Annotated in this window: 10 protein-coding genes; 6 read left to right on the forward strand and 4 right to left on the reverse strand. The window is 73.9% G+C overall.

Annotation, left to right across the window (positions count from 1 at the left end):
* Window positions 1-18: 18 nt before the first annotated feature.
* Window positions 19-1,002 (forward strand): LysR substrate-binding domain-containing protein, encoded by a 984-nt coding sequence (locus WMF11_RS08065; protein WP_437977038.1) that lies wholly within the window; start codon window positions 19-21, stop codon window positions 1,000-1,002.
* A 30-nt stretch (window positions 1,003-1,032) separates the two neighbouring features.
* On the opposite strand, the gene WMF11_RS08070 is transcribed toward WMF11_RS08065, so the two are convergent.
* From WMF11_RS08070 to WMF11_RS08080, 3 genes are all read right to left on the reverse strand, one after another.
* On the reverse strand, window positions 1,033-3,201 hold the full coding sequence (locus WMF11_RS08070) for a substrate-binding domain-containing protein (RefSeq protein ID WP_437977039.1): 2,169 nt from the start codon (window positions 3,199-3,201) through the stop codon (window positions 1,033-1,035).
* 314 nt (window positions 3,202-3,515) lie between these two features.
* The gene (locus WMF11_RS08075) at window positions 3,516-4,151 is read right to left on the reverse strand and encodes a hypothetical protein (protein WP_437977040.1); all 636 of its coding nucleotides are present in this window, start codon (window positions 4,149-4,151) and stop codon (window positions 3,516-3,518) included.
* 325 nt (window positions 4,152-4,476) lie between these two features.
* Window positions 4,477-5,073 carry a hypothetical protein gene (locus WMF11_RS08080; RefSeq protein ID WP_437977041.1) on the reverse strand — a complete coding sequence of 199 codons (597 nt, stop codon included), beginning with the start codon at window positions 5,071-5,073 and terminating at the stop codon, window positions 4,477-4,479.
* A gap of 91 nt (window positions 5,074-5,164) precedes the next feature.
* Between WMF11_RS08080 and WMF11_RS08085 the strand changes: the two genes are divergently transcribed.
* From WMF11_RS08085 to WMF11_RS08105, 5 genes are all read left to right on the forward strand, one after another.
* On the forward strand, window positions 5,165-5,722 hold the full coding sequence (locus tag WMF11_RS08085) for a hypothetical protein (protein WP_437977042.1): 558 nt from the start codon (window positions 5,165-5,167) through the stop codon (window positions 5,720-5,722).
* Window positions 5,723-5,759: 37 nt separating this feature from the next.
* On the forward strand, window positions 5,760-6,278 hold the full coding sequence (locus WMF11_RS08090) for a tetratricopeptide repeat protein (protein ID WP_437977043.1): 519 nt from the start codon (window positions 5,760-5,762) through the stop codon (window positions 6,276-6,278).
* A 57-nt stretch (window positions 6,279-6,335) separates the two neighbouring features.
* A complete protein-coding gene (locus WMF11_RS08095) occupies window positions 6,336-8,030 on the forward strand; it encodes a hypothetical protein (RefSeq protein ID WP_437977044.1) in 1,695 nt (564 codons plus the stop codon).
* Window positions 8,031-8,223: 193 nt separating this feature from the next.
* On the forward strand, window positions 8,224-9,618 hold the full coding sequence (locus tag WMF11_RS08100) for an AAA family ATPase (protein ID WP_437977045.1): 1,395 nt from the start codon (window positions 8,224-8,226) through the stop codon (window positions 9,616-9,618).
* Window positions 9,615-10,409 carry a hypothetical protein gene (locus WMF11_RS08105; protein WP_437977046.1) on the forward strand — a complete coding sequence of 265 codons (795 nt, stop codon included), beginning with the start codon at window positions 9,615-9,617 and terminating at the stop codon, window positions 10,407-10,409. The genes WMF11_RS08100 and WMF11_RS08105 overlap by 4 nt, the downstream gene beginning before the upstream one ends.
* Before the next feature lie 3 nt (window positions 10,410-10,412).
* Here WMF11_RS08105 and WMF11_RS08110 read toward each other — a convergent pair whose 3' ends face one another.
* The gene (locus WMF11_RS08110) at window positions 10,413-15,389 is read right to left on the reverse strand and encodes a sigma 54-interacting transcriptional regulator (protein ID WP_437977047.1); all 4,977 of its coding nucleotides are present in this window, start codon (window positions 15,387-15,389) and stop codon (window positions 10,413-10,415) included.
* Window positions 15,390-15,418 lie beyond the last annotated feature (29 nt).

Below are 15,418 nucleotides of genomic sequence, written 5' to 3' on the forward strand. Positions count from 1 at the left end.
ACACGATACCTTCAAGGTATGGATCTACGCCACCTCCGGTACTTCACGGCCGTCGCCGAGGAGCGGCACTTCGGCCGCGCGGCGCAGCGGCTCGGCATCGCCCAGCCGCCGCTGAGCCGGCAGATCCAGGATCTCGAGTCCGAGCTCGGGTTCTCGCTCTTCGATCGCTCGCGGCGGCGCGTCGAGCTGACGCCGGCGGGCGCGGTGCTCCTCGCCCATGTCCGGCGGGTCTTCGACGCGCTCGAGCTCGCGGTGCACGAGGCCCGGCGCGCGAGCGTCGGCGAGACCGGGCGCCTCGTCGTCGGGTACCTGTCGTCGCTCGCCTACAGCGGCATCACCGAGCTGGTCCGCACCTTTCGCGGGGAGCTCCCCGCGGTGGAGCTCGCGCTCCGCGAGATGCCGCCGCAGGAGCAGATCGAGGCGCTGAAGGACGGGCGCATCGACGTCGGCTTCGTGAGGGCGCCGCTCCACGACGCCCGGCTCGCGTCCGAGTGCGTCCGGCGCGAGCCGCTCCTCATCGCCCTGCCGGCCGACCACCCGCTCGCGGCGCGGAAGCGCATCCCGCTCGAGCTCCTGTCGCGCGAGCCGTTCGTCGTGTTCCCGCGCCAGCGCGGGTCGGCCTTCTTCGACCTGGTGATGGGGCTCTGCCGCGCGGCGGGCTTCTCCCCGCGCATCGCGCAGGAGGCGCTGCACCTCGACATCCTGAGCCTCGTGGCGGCGGGCTTCGGCGTCTCTATCTTGCCGGAATCCATCAAGAATGTCGGTCGCAAGGGGCTCGCGCTGCGGCCGATCGTCGGGGCGCCGTCGACCGATCTGCTCGTCGCGTGGCGCGCCGACGACGCGTCCCCCACGCTCCGGCAGTTCCTGTCGTTCGTGCGGCGGGTCGGCGTCAGCAAGGGCAAGCCGCGCGCGGCGCGCGGCGCGCCGGGGGAACCTGGGGAAGGCAAGCGCGGCCGCCGTGCCCGCGGGGCCGCCGCGGCGAGGCCAGACGCCGCGGAATAGCGGAGCCGAGGCGCGGCGCGCGCCGGGGGCTCAGGCCCGGGGGCCCGGCGGCGCGTCGAGCGGCTGCCGCCTGCGGCGCAGCGCCGAGAGCGCGCTGCCGAGGGTCTGGTGGAGCGTCATCCCCTGGAGGTCGATGCCGAGGCGGATGAACCCCTGCGCGACCTGCGGCCGCATCCCCACGACGATGACCTCGGCGCCGAGCAGGAGGGCGGCGCGGGTCGTCTTCATCAGCGACGCCGCGACCTGCATGTCGGCGAAGGGCACGCCGGTGATGTCCATCAGCAGCACCTCGGCTTCCTTCTGGCTGAGCTCCGAGAGCACCACCTCGAGCACGTGGCGCGCGCGCTCCAGATCGATGGCGCCGACGAGCGGCACGAGCAGCACGCCCTGCTCGAGCGGGATGACCGGGCACCCGAGCCGGCGCACGTCCTCCGCGAGGGCGCGCTCGCGCTCGTAGGCGGCGCGCGCCTGCTGCTCCTGCTCGATCAGCGACTCGATCAGCGACGCGCGCTCGAACGCCGCGGTGAGCATCGCCACCCACATCTCCATGTCCCGGTGATCCAGCCCGAGCGGGCTGCTCACCGGGGCGCAGACGGCGAGGATGCCGCGATCCGCGCCCTCGCTGCGGAGCGGGATGAGCCGGAGGACGTGGTCGTCGCGCCGGGCGGCGGCAGGCAGCCAGTCGCCGCGCGGGAACGCCTCGGCCGCGACGCGCGCGCCCGCTTCCGGCGTGGCGGCCGCCGCTCCGGGGGAGCAGCTCTCGACGACCCGCAGCAGGGGACCCGTGTCCCCGGGCGCCTCCCACACGGCGAGGCAGCCCCAGCTCATCTGCACGGCGGAGAGCCAGCTCAGCTTGCTCCCGCCGCCGCCCGCGTCCTCCAGGAGCGTCTCCCGGATGACGAGGTTGATGTCGAGCAGGCCGTTCAGGTAGTCGGCGCGGGCCGCCTCGATCGCGACCCGGCCCTCCATCATGGCGCGCCGGGCCCCCCGGATGTACGTCGCCACGCGCCGCTCGGCGGCGGCGTCCCCCGCGCCGCGGAGCATCTTCTGGCCGGCCCGCTCCAGCCGGTCGACCATCTCGAGGAGCTGGTCGATGTCGGGCATCTGCTCCGCGGCCTCTCGCCAGGCCCTCTCCAGCGAGGCGGCGGCGGGGCCGGGCCTGCCCCAGACGGCCGCCTCGAGCCCGAGGACCACCTCCGTCGCCCCGGGCCAGGCCTCTTCCGGCGGCGCGCTCGGATCGAGGGCCGTCGAGGCGCTCGCGAGCGCGGCGAGCTCCCGCGCGAGCGCGCCGGCCGGCGCCCCGGCGCTGCGGGCCGACGCGGGCGCGCTGGCCGGCGCCGCGGCGCTGCGGGACGACGGGGGCGCGTCGCGCTGCGCCGGGGCGGGTGAGCAGCCGCAGGAGCGGCGCAGGACCAGGGTCGTCGGCGCGATGTGCCCCGCGCAGGGGAGCTCCCGTCCGGCGAGGAGGTCGAGGAGCAGCTCGGCGGCCCTCCCGCCGAGCCGGTCGAACCGCTGGCGGACCGTCGTCAGCGGCGGCGAGGCGTACCGGGCCGCCTCGATGTCGTCGAACCCGACGAGCGCGATGTCCTCGGGGACGCGGATGCCTGCCTCGGCGAACGCGTCGAGGACCCCGAGCGCCTCCTTGTCGGCCGACAGGAACATCGCGGTGCAGGTGACGCCCTCTTCCAGCAGGCGCCGCACGGCGAGCCGGCCGCTCGCCCGCTCGTTGTTCGGGAGATCGAAGACGAGGTCGGGGTCGAACGAGATGCCGCGCTCCTCGAGCGCGTCCCGGTAGGCCTGGAAGCGCTGCCGGATGTCCTCGTGCGCCATGTGGCCCGCGAAGACGATCCGCTCGTGGCCGTGGTCGAGCAGGTGGCGTACGGCCGAGAGGGCGCCACCGTGGTTGTCGGGCAGGACGTAGGGACAGCGCGCGTCCTCGTTTGCGCGCGCGCTGAGGGTCACGACGGGCCGGCCGTCGTCGAGGAAGGGCTCGAGTTCCGCCGCGTCGATGAGCGCGATCCACCCGTCGATCTGGTCTCGCGCGAGCCGCAGCCTGTGGACGTCTCGCGGGGACGCCCTGATGGCGATCACCCGGTATCCGGCGCGCGCGGCGGCCGACTGGATACCGCCGAGAAGCTCGCAAACATAGCTGCCCCAGATGTCGGGGCACATGATGCCGATGGCTCTATCGAGCGACATGGTGGCAGCATCCTCGGTGGTCCTCAGCGCCCGCGTTCCGTCGTGACGCGATCACAAACGGAGACTGGTAGCACGCGACACCCGTGTGGCCATGCCGCTCTGCGGCGCGCTCGCGGCGGGAGCGGGCGCTCGTCGTCTCGCGCTCCCGCGTCCCCGCGTCCTCACGTCCGGCTCCCGGTCGCCTGCTGATGGCCGTGCTGTGCGGCAAGCGGCGCGAGTATCGGATGGACGGCGATGCTTGTCAGCTCCGATTGTCGCGCGCCGAAGGGCGCCGCGGCGGGCGGCCTCATGGGGCCCGCGCCCGCCGGCCCATGTCATGGTCTGCCCTGCCCGGACTCCGAACCGCACGTGTCGTCCTCGGACGAGCACACCTTGCCTGTGCGCAGGTCCACGAAGTACCACGCGAGCGTCATCAGCATCGGGGAGGTGTTGCACGGGGGGGCGAGGTGCATCCGGACGTGCGCGCTCGCCCTGTCGACGCTCTCGGGCCGGAAGGCGATGCAGGAGGCGCCGGCGGGCCCTCGTTGCTTCAGCGCCCAGGCCCTGGCCAGGAGGACGGCCCTTTGCCCCTTCTGCTCCAGGTCCTGAAGAAATCGCTCGATGGGCACGTAGGCCTTGCCGTCGTGCCACATCGCCGCGCCGCGCCGCATATCGACGCGGAATCGCTCCGTGGCGCAGATGCCGCTGGCCGGGGAGCACGTCTCGCCGGCCCGGGCGACGAGATCGAAGACGTGGCCGCGGGATGCCTCCAGCGCGAGCGAATCGACGCCGGACCACTTCCATTCGAGCAGCTGGCCGAGCGCGGTGACCGCCGGGGGATGGTCCCGGTACCAGCTCGCCTTGAACGCCCCGTAGCCGCGGAGCTCGCCGTTGTCGTCCCACGAGAGCTCGCGCGTACGCCTGTCGACGCGGAAGCGCGCGAGCCGCTTGCGGCCGTCGGACGAGAGCACGGACACGTGGAGGTGCGTTGCCGTCTCGTCCTCGACGTGCAGCGCGGTCGTGCCTCCCCAGGTGATGGCGTCGTCGATGAAGCGCTTCTCCAGCGCCGAGACGGCTGCTCTCAGGGACTTGCGGCGCGGGTGACAGGCGCGCTCCGGTCACGGGCAGAGTTCCGGGTGGAGCTCCTGCGGTGCAGGCGAGTTGCCAGAGCAGCGCGGCGGCCAGAGCGCCGCCTCCGGCGCGCAAGCGAGGAGCTCGGGACGGGCTCGGGGACATCGGCGCAGCCTAACGCCGATCCCGGGTTTCCGATTCCTTCGGCAGCGCCCTGGTCGCGGCTCAGGCCCCGTGCGGCGAGCGTTGCTCGGAATCGCTCGAAAAGAGAAACGCCTGCTGCTCGAGGGCCACCCGCCCCTTGCGCTTTGGCCGGCGCGGCGGCGCCCCGGACTCCGCCGGCTCGCCCTCGGTCTGCTCGGCGCAGCGCGGGCAGACGGCGGGCGGCGCGGGCGGCTCCGGCGCCGCGATCTCGAGTCGGGGCGGCGAGGGGGGCTCCGGCTCCGCCTCGGGCTGCGGCGGTTCGACCGGATCCGCCCGCTCGATCTCGGCGCGACCGCGCGCGTGCTCGGCGGTGACCAGGGCGCGGAGGGCGCGGGCGGCGGCGCGGTGCTCGGCGGCGGCCCGGCGCAGGCGCGCGACGAGCTCGAGCGCTGCTCGCGGCGGCGCGTGGAAGCGCGCGCGCTCGCGGTGCGCGCAGCCGTCGTGACCGCCGCCGCTGCTGCCGCAGTCGATGCAGATGAGGCCGAGCGAGAGCGGCTCGCGGACGGCGGAGCTCGGCTCGTCCGCCGCTGTGTCGTCGGGCGGGATCGCGTCGATGGGTTCCTCGGCGGGCGGCAGCTCTTCGACGATGAGGGCGGCGGCGGCCTTGCGGGGGCGCATGCCGATCGGCTAGCAGATCATTGAACGGATGTACAGGTGTGCCTGGCGCTCGTGGCGCGGCGGACCGTCCGGGAGTGGCCGACGCCCAGGCATGGCGGACCAAGGAAGCGCCTGTGTCTGCCGTGTCCATTGCGTCGAGTACGACGTGACCAGGCGGCGGGCGCTGTCCAGCGAGGAGCTCGCGTCGTTCAAGCAGGCCGTCGACTTCCTGCGCATGCCGTACGATATCTACCCTTGGTACTCCGAGCGGAGCCTGAACATGTCGCTGGAGCGCGCGCTTGCGTCGCTTCGCCAGCTCGAGCGCTGGTGGGACGAGATCGCGCCTTCGTTCCAGTCCGAGTCCGCCTATCAACACGCGGATCCATTCATGGACGAGGACAGCATCCACCCGCTGGGGGCCTACATCATCAGCAGCCAGTTCCTGTGGCATTATCACGAGTCGGATCAGGCGGAGCGCCATCTCCTCCGCTCCTTCCACCTGGCGGAGACGCTCATGACGAGGGGGCGGGGCGGAGCGGCTCAGGTCATGCCGCGCGCACCCCTGAAGGAGCGAACTCTGGACAACGTGTCGCGGGCGTACCACGACCCGCGCCTCTACACGGTCAATCATTTTTATCTGGGAGAGCTCCACGAGCGCCGGGGCTCATGAGCAGGCCGCAGAGCATTACGCGCGCTTCGCCGAGCTCGTGCCCGATTTCTCCCCGAGGAACTCGTACGCTTCCCACCCGGATTACTATGACGTGAAGCGGTTCTATCCGGGGACGGTCGAGGCGTACGGCAGGCTCGGGAACCTGTACCGCGATCGGCTGGGCAATCCGGATCGGGCGCGGTTCTACTACGAGAAGGCCCTGCGGCTGAGCCCGTCGCACCACACGCCGTACCGGGAGTACGCGCGCCTCCTGCAAGAGGCCGATCCTCGCGGGGCGCTCGACCTCCTGCGGCAGGAGATCGAGGTGCTGACGTCCTATCCGGATCCCGAGCCGAGCCCGAGCTCGCTGTGTCTTCCCTTCGCGCCTCGGGAGGTGGTCGAGCGGTTCCGTGCATGGCGCTCTCACCCGATGGCGCCGCGCCACGAGGTGGACGTAATTGCGCGATCGGTCCTCCGGTTTCTGAAGGGCCTTTCTGTCGAGCCATACCGGTTTGGGTACCCCGGGTGGGATGAGCTCGCGCAGGAGGTCGAGAGCGCCTTGTCTCCGAGCGCGTGATCCCGGCGCCGTCGTGGCGCTGGGTCCGGCGGGGAGCCGACGTGGTAGCCTGCCGGCATGATCCTCCCGCTCGCGCCGCTCGCACAGAGGAGCGCGCTACCCCGGCCAGCCCGCGGCGTCCGGCTCGCGCGCGGGGCCTTCCTCGCCGGTGCGGCCGCGGCCTGTCTCGCGCTCGGCTGCCAGGGCATCCTCGGCATTCACGACGTCTCGCGCGACGGGGCCGGCGGTGACGGCGGCGCCGGCGCCGGTGGCGCCGCCGCGTCGGGCGCAGGCGGCGGCGGAGGCGGCGACCTGTCCGCGCACGGCAGCGGCGGCGGGGCGCCGCAGGCCGGCTTCTCGATCGCGCTCGACCCGGCGGCGGCGCGCGTGGTGCGCGGCGACTCGACGTCGCTCCCCGTCGCCGTCACCCGCTCGGACGACTTCGTGGGCGACGTCGCGCTCTCGCTGTCGGGCCTGCCGAGCGGCGTCACGGCGAGCCCGGTCGTGGTCTTGGATGGCGAGGCCACCGGCGTGCTCACGCTGACCGCGGAGCCGCTCGCGGCGGTCGGCGGCGCCGCGCCCTCGCTCGTGGCCAGCGCGCCCGGGCTGGAGGATCGGGAACTGCCGATCTCGCTCCTCGTCGCCGATCCGCCGGGGACGCTGGATGCGTCGTTCGACGGCGAGGGCATCGCCATCAGCGGCACGTCCCACGAGGCGCGCGCCATCGTCGTCCAGGAAGACGACAGGATCCTCGTCGCGGGGGTCGATGGGGACACCTGGGCGCTCGCGCGCTTCCTGCCGAGCGGCGTGCTCGATCCGGAGTTCGGCACAGGCGGCCTCGTCGTCGGCCAGAAGGGGACGGTCGAGTCGCTGGCCCTGCAGCCGGACGGGCGCATCGTGGCCGTGGGGACGCGCGATCACCAACTCGCGGTCGTCCGGTTCCACGGGAATGGCGGGATCGATCAGGTCTTTGGCGCCAGCGGGGTCGCGAAGCTCGATCCGGCCACGATCAGTGACTCGGAGGGCTTCGACGTCGCCGTCCAGAGCGATGGCGCGATCATCGCCGTCGGTGTCGGCCCCGGCAGCCGCGGCATCGTCGCGCGGTTCTCCTCGACGGGCGACTTCGATCCCGACTTCGGCGGCTCGGGCCTCGTTTCGATGGCCGAGCGGCCGCTGGACTCCGTCGCGCTCGGGGAGGACGATCAGATCGTCGCCGGAGGGACCAAGCGGGGCGGGGGCACTACCTTCCTCGCGGCGCGGCTCGATCGCGACGGGGTTCTCGATCCCGGCTTCGGATCGGGCGGCATCGCCTACCTCTCGCAGACGCCGTACAACGATTCCGACCTCGCCCTCGGAAGCGACGGTAAGCCGGTCCTCGTGGGATACGCGCTCGACGGCGTGAACCACTATGCCTTCGCGCGCTTCAACGAGGATGGCTCGGCGGACACGACGTTCGGCGAGACTGGCATGGTGAACGCGAGCGGCGAAGAGAAGCCCTATGTGCGGGGCTACGGCGTCGCCCTCCAGGCCGACGGCAAGATCCTCGGCGCGGTCGCGGGCGGCACCGTGAACTCGGGCATCACGGCCTCGATCCTGCGGCTCCTGCCGGACGGCTCCAGGGACGCCGGGTTCGGCGTCTCGGGCGCCGTCGTGCTCGACGACCATCCGGACCAGAACTACCTCTACGCCGTCACCGTCCAGCGCGACGGCCGCATCGTGGCCGCGGGGAAGCGGTCGAACCTGGGGCTCATGGTCGTGCGCATCTGGGATTAGGCGCTGTTCGTGCCCGTCTGCACTGTGACCCCGGCAGTTCGACGACCCAGCGACCAGGGTGTACCGGCGCCGGCCGGGGGGAGGGGCTGCTGGCGCGCGCAGGCAGAGCCACGAGGACTCCCCCTGGCTCCCCCGGCATGCCGTTGCCGGCCGGGCTTGCCCTGGCCGGGTTGATGGGCGATAGGGAGGCGAGATGACGATGAGGAAGGCAGCGGCGGGCGGGGCCAAGCGCCGGGTCGCGCGGAAGCTGGGGCCGAGCAAGGGCGCCCGTGGCGTCTACTTCTTGTCGCTCACGCTGGAGAACGTGCGCTGCTTCGGGCCGGCGCAGACGCTCGACCTGTCGAACGGCGAGGGAAAGCCGCGGCAGTGGACCGTGATCCTGGGGAACAACGGGGTAGGAAAGACGACGCTGCTGAAGGCGCTCGTCGCCAGCCGGCCGGTGTTGGCTGCAGAGCCGGAGTACGTTATCTGTCACATCATATCGCCATCGAAGTTTCTCATCAACAATGAAGAACTGCTACGCACCTCGGCACGAACTGCAATCCTCGAGAGCCGTATTTCGTTCGGCGGCTTGATCTCTGCACCTGAAGCCAAGTTCCACGCGGAGACACTGCATGCCAAGGTCGAACGTTTCCGAGGTCGTGGCAATATCGCCAAGCGGGTCGAGTTGGCCGATCTGTTCTGTGTTGCCTACGGAGCCTCGCGTCGCATGGGCGCGAGCGCCTTGACGGATCCCCGTGGCGACCATCCCATCGCCACCCTCTTCGACGAACACGTTCCCCTGCGCAACGCCGAGGAATGGCTCCTCCAGGCCGACTACGCCGCGAACAAGCCCTCACCGCACCAGGCGCAGGCTCGCGCCCGGCGGGACGCGGTCCGGTCGATGCTCATCGAGCTGCTGCCCGAGGTCGAGGACATCCAGATCCTCGCCGATCTGGACGATAACCCTGCACGCCCCCGCCCCGGTATCCTGCTCGAGACGCCCTATGGTCGGGTGCCCCTCCAGGGCCTGAGCCTCGGCTACAAGACCTTGCTCGCGTGGATGGTCGACTTCGCCAGCCGCCTCTACGAGCGTTATCCCGACAGCGAGAACCCCCTCGCGGAACCGGCGGTGGTCCTCGTCGACGAGATCGATCTGCACCTGCATCCGGCCTGGCAGCGGAAGCTGCTCAGCTATCTCTCGGAGCGCTTCCCCAACGTCCAGTTCATCGTCACCGCGCGCAGCCCGCTCGTGGTCCAGGCGGCGGAGAACGCCAACATCGTCGTCCTGCGTCGTGAGGGTGACCATGTGGTCATCGACAACAGCGGCGCGGCGGTCCGAACCTGGCGCGTCGATCAGATCCTGACCAGCGACCTGTTCGGGCTGCCGAGCGCGCGGCCGCCCGCGCTCGACGCGCTCCTCGCCGAGCGCCGGGAGATCCTGACCAAGCCCCGCCTCTCGACGGCGGATCGACGCGCGCTCGAGCGCGTCGAGCGAGAGATCGGCGAGCTGCCGACCGGCGAGACGCCCGAGCAGATGGAGGCCATGGACATCATCCAGCAGGCCGCGCGCTCGCTGAAGAAGGCCGGTGGCGGCGCCTCCAGATGATCCGGGTCAAGAAGCCGGAGCAGGCGCCCAGGAAGCTGAGAGACAAGGCGCCCGCGGCGCGCGCGGCCGTCTGCGCTTCGTACCGCGGCGCCCGCGCGTCGATCCAGCGCGGCGCGGCGACGCTCGACTTCGAGGTCGCCGTCTATGCCCACCCCGCCGTGAAGACGGCGCTGGAGACGGCTCACCACGGCAAGTGCTGCTACTGCGAGTCGCAGGTGAAGCACGTCGCTCACGGGGACGTGGAGCACTATCGGCCCAAGGCCTCGGTGCAGCAGGCGCGGACGGCGCCCATCGAGCGCCCGGGATACTACTGGCTGGCGTACGCGTGGGAGAATCTCCTCTTCTCGTGCGTGCTCTGCAACGAGAAGCACAAGAGGAACCTGTTCCCGTTGCGTGATCCCCGGAAGCGCGCCCGCTCAACGCGCGCCAAGCTGGCCGCGGAGGCGCCGCTCCTCGTTCATCCCGCGCAGGAGGATCCCGAGCGGATCATCGGCTTTCGCGACGAGTACGCCTATGCCATCGAGGGGGATCCGCGCGCCGAAGCCACGATCGACGAGGTGCTGCAGCTCAATCAGCGGCAACCTCTCCTCGAGCGCAGGCGCGAGCACCTCGCGATCATCCGGGCCATGCAGGTGATCGTGGGCCAGCCGGATATCGATCCCACAGAGCGAGCGCGGGCCCGCGCGTGGCTCGATCGCAGCGTCGCGGACGACGCCGAGTACGCGGCCATGAGTCGAGCCGCGCTCCGCTCGCCCTCACCTCGCCGCGACGCCTCCCGGCTCGCGCGCTGACCCTCACTCCTTCCGCAAGAGCCCGTAGCGGGCGAGCTTCCGGTACAGCGTCATCCTCGGGATCCCGAGGCTCCTCGACACCTCGCTCACGTTCCAGCGGGAGAGCTCGAGCGCGGCGCGGATCCGCTCCTCCTCGGCGCCCTGGTGCTCGGCGCGCGACCGGCCCCGCGGCGCGGGAGCCGCCGCCGGCAGCTGGATGTCGGCGGCGCCGATCTCCGGGCCCGGCGAGAGCACGCACGCGCGCGACAGCACGTTCTCCAGCTGCCTCACGTTGCCGGGCCAGCCGTACGAAGAGAGCCGCCGGAGCGCGCCCCGGGACAGCCGGAACGCCGGGCGGCCCTGGCGCGCCGCGAGCTTCTCGACGATCGCCTGCGCGAGCGCCGGGATGTCGTCCGGCCGGTCGCGCAGCGGCGGCAGGCGGATCTCGATGACGCTGACCCGGTAGTAGAGATCCTCGCGAAAGCGCCCCCGGGCGACCTCCTCCCGCAGATCCCGGTTCGTCGCGCAGACGACCCGCACGTCGGCCACCGAGACGCTCCGGTCCGACCCCACCGGGCGGATCGATCGCTCCTGGAGCGCGCGGAGCAGCTTCGCCTGCACGCCGAGCGGCACCTCCCCGAGCTCGTCGAGGAACAGCGTCCCGCCCCGCGCCGAGACGAACAACCCGCCGTGATCGCGGACCGCGCCGGTGAACGCGCCCTTCACGTGGCCGAAGAGCTCCGACTCGAGCAGCGCCTCGGGCAGCGCGGCGCAGTTGACCGCCACGAACGGCCCGTCCCGACGGGGCCCGCCCGCGTGGATCGCGCGCGCGACGAGCTCCTTGCCCGTGCCGCTCTCGCCGGTCACCGTCACGGTCACGTCGCTCTCCGCGACGCGCTCGCAGAGCGCGAGCACCGCGCGCATCGGCGCGCTCCTCCCCGCGATCTCCGGGAAGTCGCGGCGCGCGTCCGCCCGGGTCCGCTCGAGCTCGTGCGAGAGCCGCTCGATCTCGTCGGCCTGCGAGCGCATGAGCTCCGCGACGCGTCGCTGCTCCTCCTCCAGGGCCCGCGTGCGGTCCCGGAGCTCGGCCATCAGCCTGCCGTTGTGCAGCGCGACCGCGATCTGGTCCGCGAACGCGCCGAGCAGATCCGCGTCGCCCTCCGAGAACTTGCCGCGCTGGAACCGGTTGTCGAGGTAGACGGCGCCGATCACCGCGCCGTGCGCGCGGATCGGCACGCACACGATCGACCGGAGCCGCAGCCCGTGCACGGACGCGTTCCCGTGGAACCGCTCGTCGGCCAGCGCGTCGACCGTGAGCACCGCCTCCCCGCGCTCGACAACCCGCTTCGCGATCCCGTGGCTGAACTTGAGCTGGCTCTTGCCGACGCGCTCGCGATCGAGGTTCCGCGCGACAGCGACCTCGAGCCTGCCCTTCGCGTGGCCTCCCGGTTCCGGCGATGGCGACGCGAGGATCACGAAGCCCCGCTCCGCGCCGGTCAGCTCGATGGCCGCGTCCATGGCGAGGCGGAGCACCTCCTCCGCGTCGAGCGTCGAGCTCAGGCGCCGGTTCACCTCGAGCAGCTTCAGCACGAGCTCCATGCGGGCCCCCGGCGGCGCGGGCCCGCCGCGGAGCGCGGCCCGCCGGGGGTGCCGCCAGAAGACCTCGGCGAGCTCGGCGGGGAGCGTGCTCCCGATGCGCTCCCAGCACTCGAGCGCGGCCGTGCGGTGCCGCTCCGCCAGCGCCGTCGCCGACCGGAGGCGGAGCACCGCGGCGGACACCTCCTCGTGCTTCGCGTGGAGCTCGAGCTGCGAGACCCTCGCCACGAGGCCCGCGCCCCGCTGCACCTCGGCGAGGGCCGCGCCCGTGTCGCCGCGGGCCAGCGCGAGCTCCGCGCCCGCCGTCGCGTGGCGCAGCGCGAGGTCCGCCGCGTCGGCCTCCCGGAGCAGCGCCGCGGCCTCGGCCAGCCGCGCGCCCGCCGCGGCCCTGTCCCGCGCCGCGAGCGCGACCTCCGCGGCGTGGATCACCGCCTCGCACGCCTCGCGCTTCGATCCGCGCGCCGCGTGGCCGGCGCGGGCCTCCTCGAGCAGCCGCGCCGCCTCGCCGAGCGCCCCGCGCGCGGCGGCGAGCTCCGCGGCGAGCCCGAGCGCCGCCACGGCGATCTCCTCGGGGGCCCTCGGGCCCTCGGGCGCTCGCATCCGCGCGACGGCGAGCTCGGCGCGATCGAGCAGGCCGACGTCCGCGTGGATCTTGGCGAGGTTGAAGCGCAGCGTCGCCTCGGTCCGCTCCTTGGCGAAGGCGATCGCCGCCCGGAGCCCGCGCTCGTAGCAGCGCAGCGCCGCGCCCCAGTCGCCGAGCTGGTGCCTCGCCGTCCCCAGGTTGAGCGCGGCCGTCGCGAGCAGGTCGCCGAGGCCCTCGGCCTCGGCCAGATCGAGCGCCTCCTGGAACCCGCGCGCCGCCAGGGCCGCGTCGCCGGCGCGGTAGGCGTGGAGCGCGTGGTAGCTGAGCGTGCGGGCGCGGGCGCGGGGCGAGCCCGATGCCGGCCGCAGCGCGACGGCGCGCGCCAGGCTCTGGAGCGCCCCGGCCTGGTCGCTCAGGTACCCGAGCGCGAGGCCCAGCGTCTCGGCCAGCTCCGCGGCGGCCTCGCGCGCCTCGCCGCTCGCGGGCGCGCCGCCGACCTCGCGCGCCTCGCGGCTCGCGGGCGCGCCGTCGACCTCGCGTGATCCGAGCGCCGCGAGCGCCCCCTCCGCCTCGCGCCGGGCCTCGTCGTAGCGGCCGAGGCGCAGCAGGCAGCGCGCCGAGAGGCTCGCGAGCCGCCCGCCCCAGGGCCCGGGCGAGAGGGCCCGCGCGCGCCCGAGCTGCCAGAGCGCCCGCTCGACCTTGCCGAGCTTCTCGTAGCAGCGCGCCGCCCGGTACGAGAGCTCCGCGCCGACGTCGGCGGGCGGCCGCGCGCGCCTCGCCCGCGCTAGCAGCGCGAGCGCACGCCGCGGGTCGCCGGCCGCCTCGATCGCGGACGCCGCGGCCACGAGCGTCCGCGGCGCCGGCAGGACCTCGCAGGCGGCGTCCGCCGCGCGCACCCAGGCGCGCGGCGCCCACTCGAGCATCGGCCCGGACGCGGCGAGCGCCCGCCGCGCCGCCTCGTGGTCGCCCGCGAGCACGAGCGCCCTCGCCCGGTCCGCCGCGCGCTGGCTGCGGAGCGCCGGGGCGAGGGCCGCCTCGTCGGCACCGGCGAGGTGGGCCGCCATCGCGGCCGCGACCTCGCGCACGACGCCCGCGTCGAGCCAGGGCAGGATCGCCCTGGCTTGCCCTGGCTGGCCGAGGCGGAACCCCTCGCCGTCGAGCCGCGCGAGCCCCGCGGCCTCGAGCGCGTCGAGCGCCGCGCGCCCCACGCCGAGCGCGGCGGCGGCCTCGGGCCCGAGCGGGTCCGCGACCGCGAGCGCCGCGAGGGCGCGCGCCTCACCGCGGTCGAGCGCCACCACGCGCCGTCGCCAGAGCTCCGGGGTGCCCGTCGTGTGGACGAACCTGTCGAGCTCCGCCTCGCTCAGGCGGCGCTGCGCCAGCGCGGCGCAGAGCTCCTTGAGCGCGCGCGGCCGGCCGCCGCTCGCGCGCACGAGGTCCGACGTGCGCGCCGCCGTGGCGAGGGGCGCGGTCCAGACCCGGACCGCGTCCTCGCCGAGCGGGCCCAGCGGGAGCTCGACGACCGCGCCGCCGCCCACGTCGAGCCGCTCCGCGGAGGCGATCAGCCAGAGGACGGCGTCGGTCGGCTCGGTCGATCGCACGAGCGCCTCGAGCAGCGCCCGGTCGTGCGCGCCCAGCCTGTGGGCGTCGTCGATCGCGAGCACGCGCGGCCGGCGCGGCGCGGGCAATCCGTACGGATCCCGCAGATCGCGCGGATCCCGCGGGGCGCGCGCCGCCTCGCCCTCGCGCCCGCGCGCCCCCGCGAGCTCGCCGCGGGCCCCGAGCAGCGCGTCGACGCCGGCCGGGAGCGCCGCGCCGCCGAGCGCCCGGACCAGCAGCGCGCGCAGCGGATCGTCGCCGCGGGGCGCGCCCTCGACGACCTGCGCGCTCAGCTGGGCGCGCCACTTGAGCTCGCGGAACAGCCGCGATTTGCCCGCGCCTTCCTCGCCCGTGACGATCACGGCGCGCGGCCCGCGCTCGCCGCGGAGCAGCGCCTCGAGCGCCGCGCCGAACGCCTCGACCTCGCGCTCCCGGCCGACGATCTCGCCCGGCTCGCTCACGACGGCGGGCGCGCGCCGCGGCAGGCCACCGGCGGAGAGGGCCTCGAGGACCTCCTCGACCCCGGAGGGGCGGCTCGCCGGATCCTCGGCGGTGAGCCGCTCGGCGAGGCGGCGAACGGCGGCGCTCGGCGCCCCGGAGAGGAGCGGGAACAGGGCCTCGAGCGTCCGCCCCACCGCGAAGAGATCCGAGCGCGCGCTCGGCGGGGCCCCCCGGAGGAGCTCCGGCGCGAAGAACCGCGCCGTCCCCGAGAGGTCCCCCGCGTCCGCGCGCATCCTCCGCGCCGCGCTGAGGTCGATGAGCACGCCCGCGCCGTCGTCCCTCACGAGGACGTTCTCGGGCTTGAAGTCGCCGTGGACGATGCCGGCGCCGTGGAGCCACCCGAGCGCGTCGAGCGCGTCGAGCAGGACGGGCAGGGCAGCGCGGAAGGCGCGCCCCCGCGCGTGCTCGGCCAGCGTCCGGCCGCGGATGAGCTCCGTCGTGGCGTACGTGAGCGGCTGGCCCGGCGCGCCGCCGGACGTCGTCCGGGCGAAGTCGTACGCGCGCGGGAGGCGCGGGTGAGCGCAGGCCGAGAGCAGCGAGAACTCCCGCCGGAACGCCTCGAGCGCGCCCGCGGAGCCGAAGCTCAGCGACTTCATCGCGACGTCGCGATCGAAGAGCCGGTCGCGCGCCTCGTAGACCGAGGCGAGCCCGCCGCGCCCGAGCGCGCGCACCACCTCGTAACGGCCATCGACCACGGCCCCTGGCGCAATGCCGTGGTGTACCATCGGTACAATATGGTACAGAATGGTACAAA

It is taken from the genome of Sorangium sp. So ce295, assembly GCF_051527405.1.
GTDB lineage: Bacteria > Myxococcota_A > Polyangia > Polyangiales > Polyangiaceae > Sorangium > Sorangium cellulosum_B.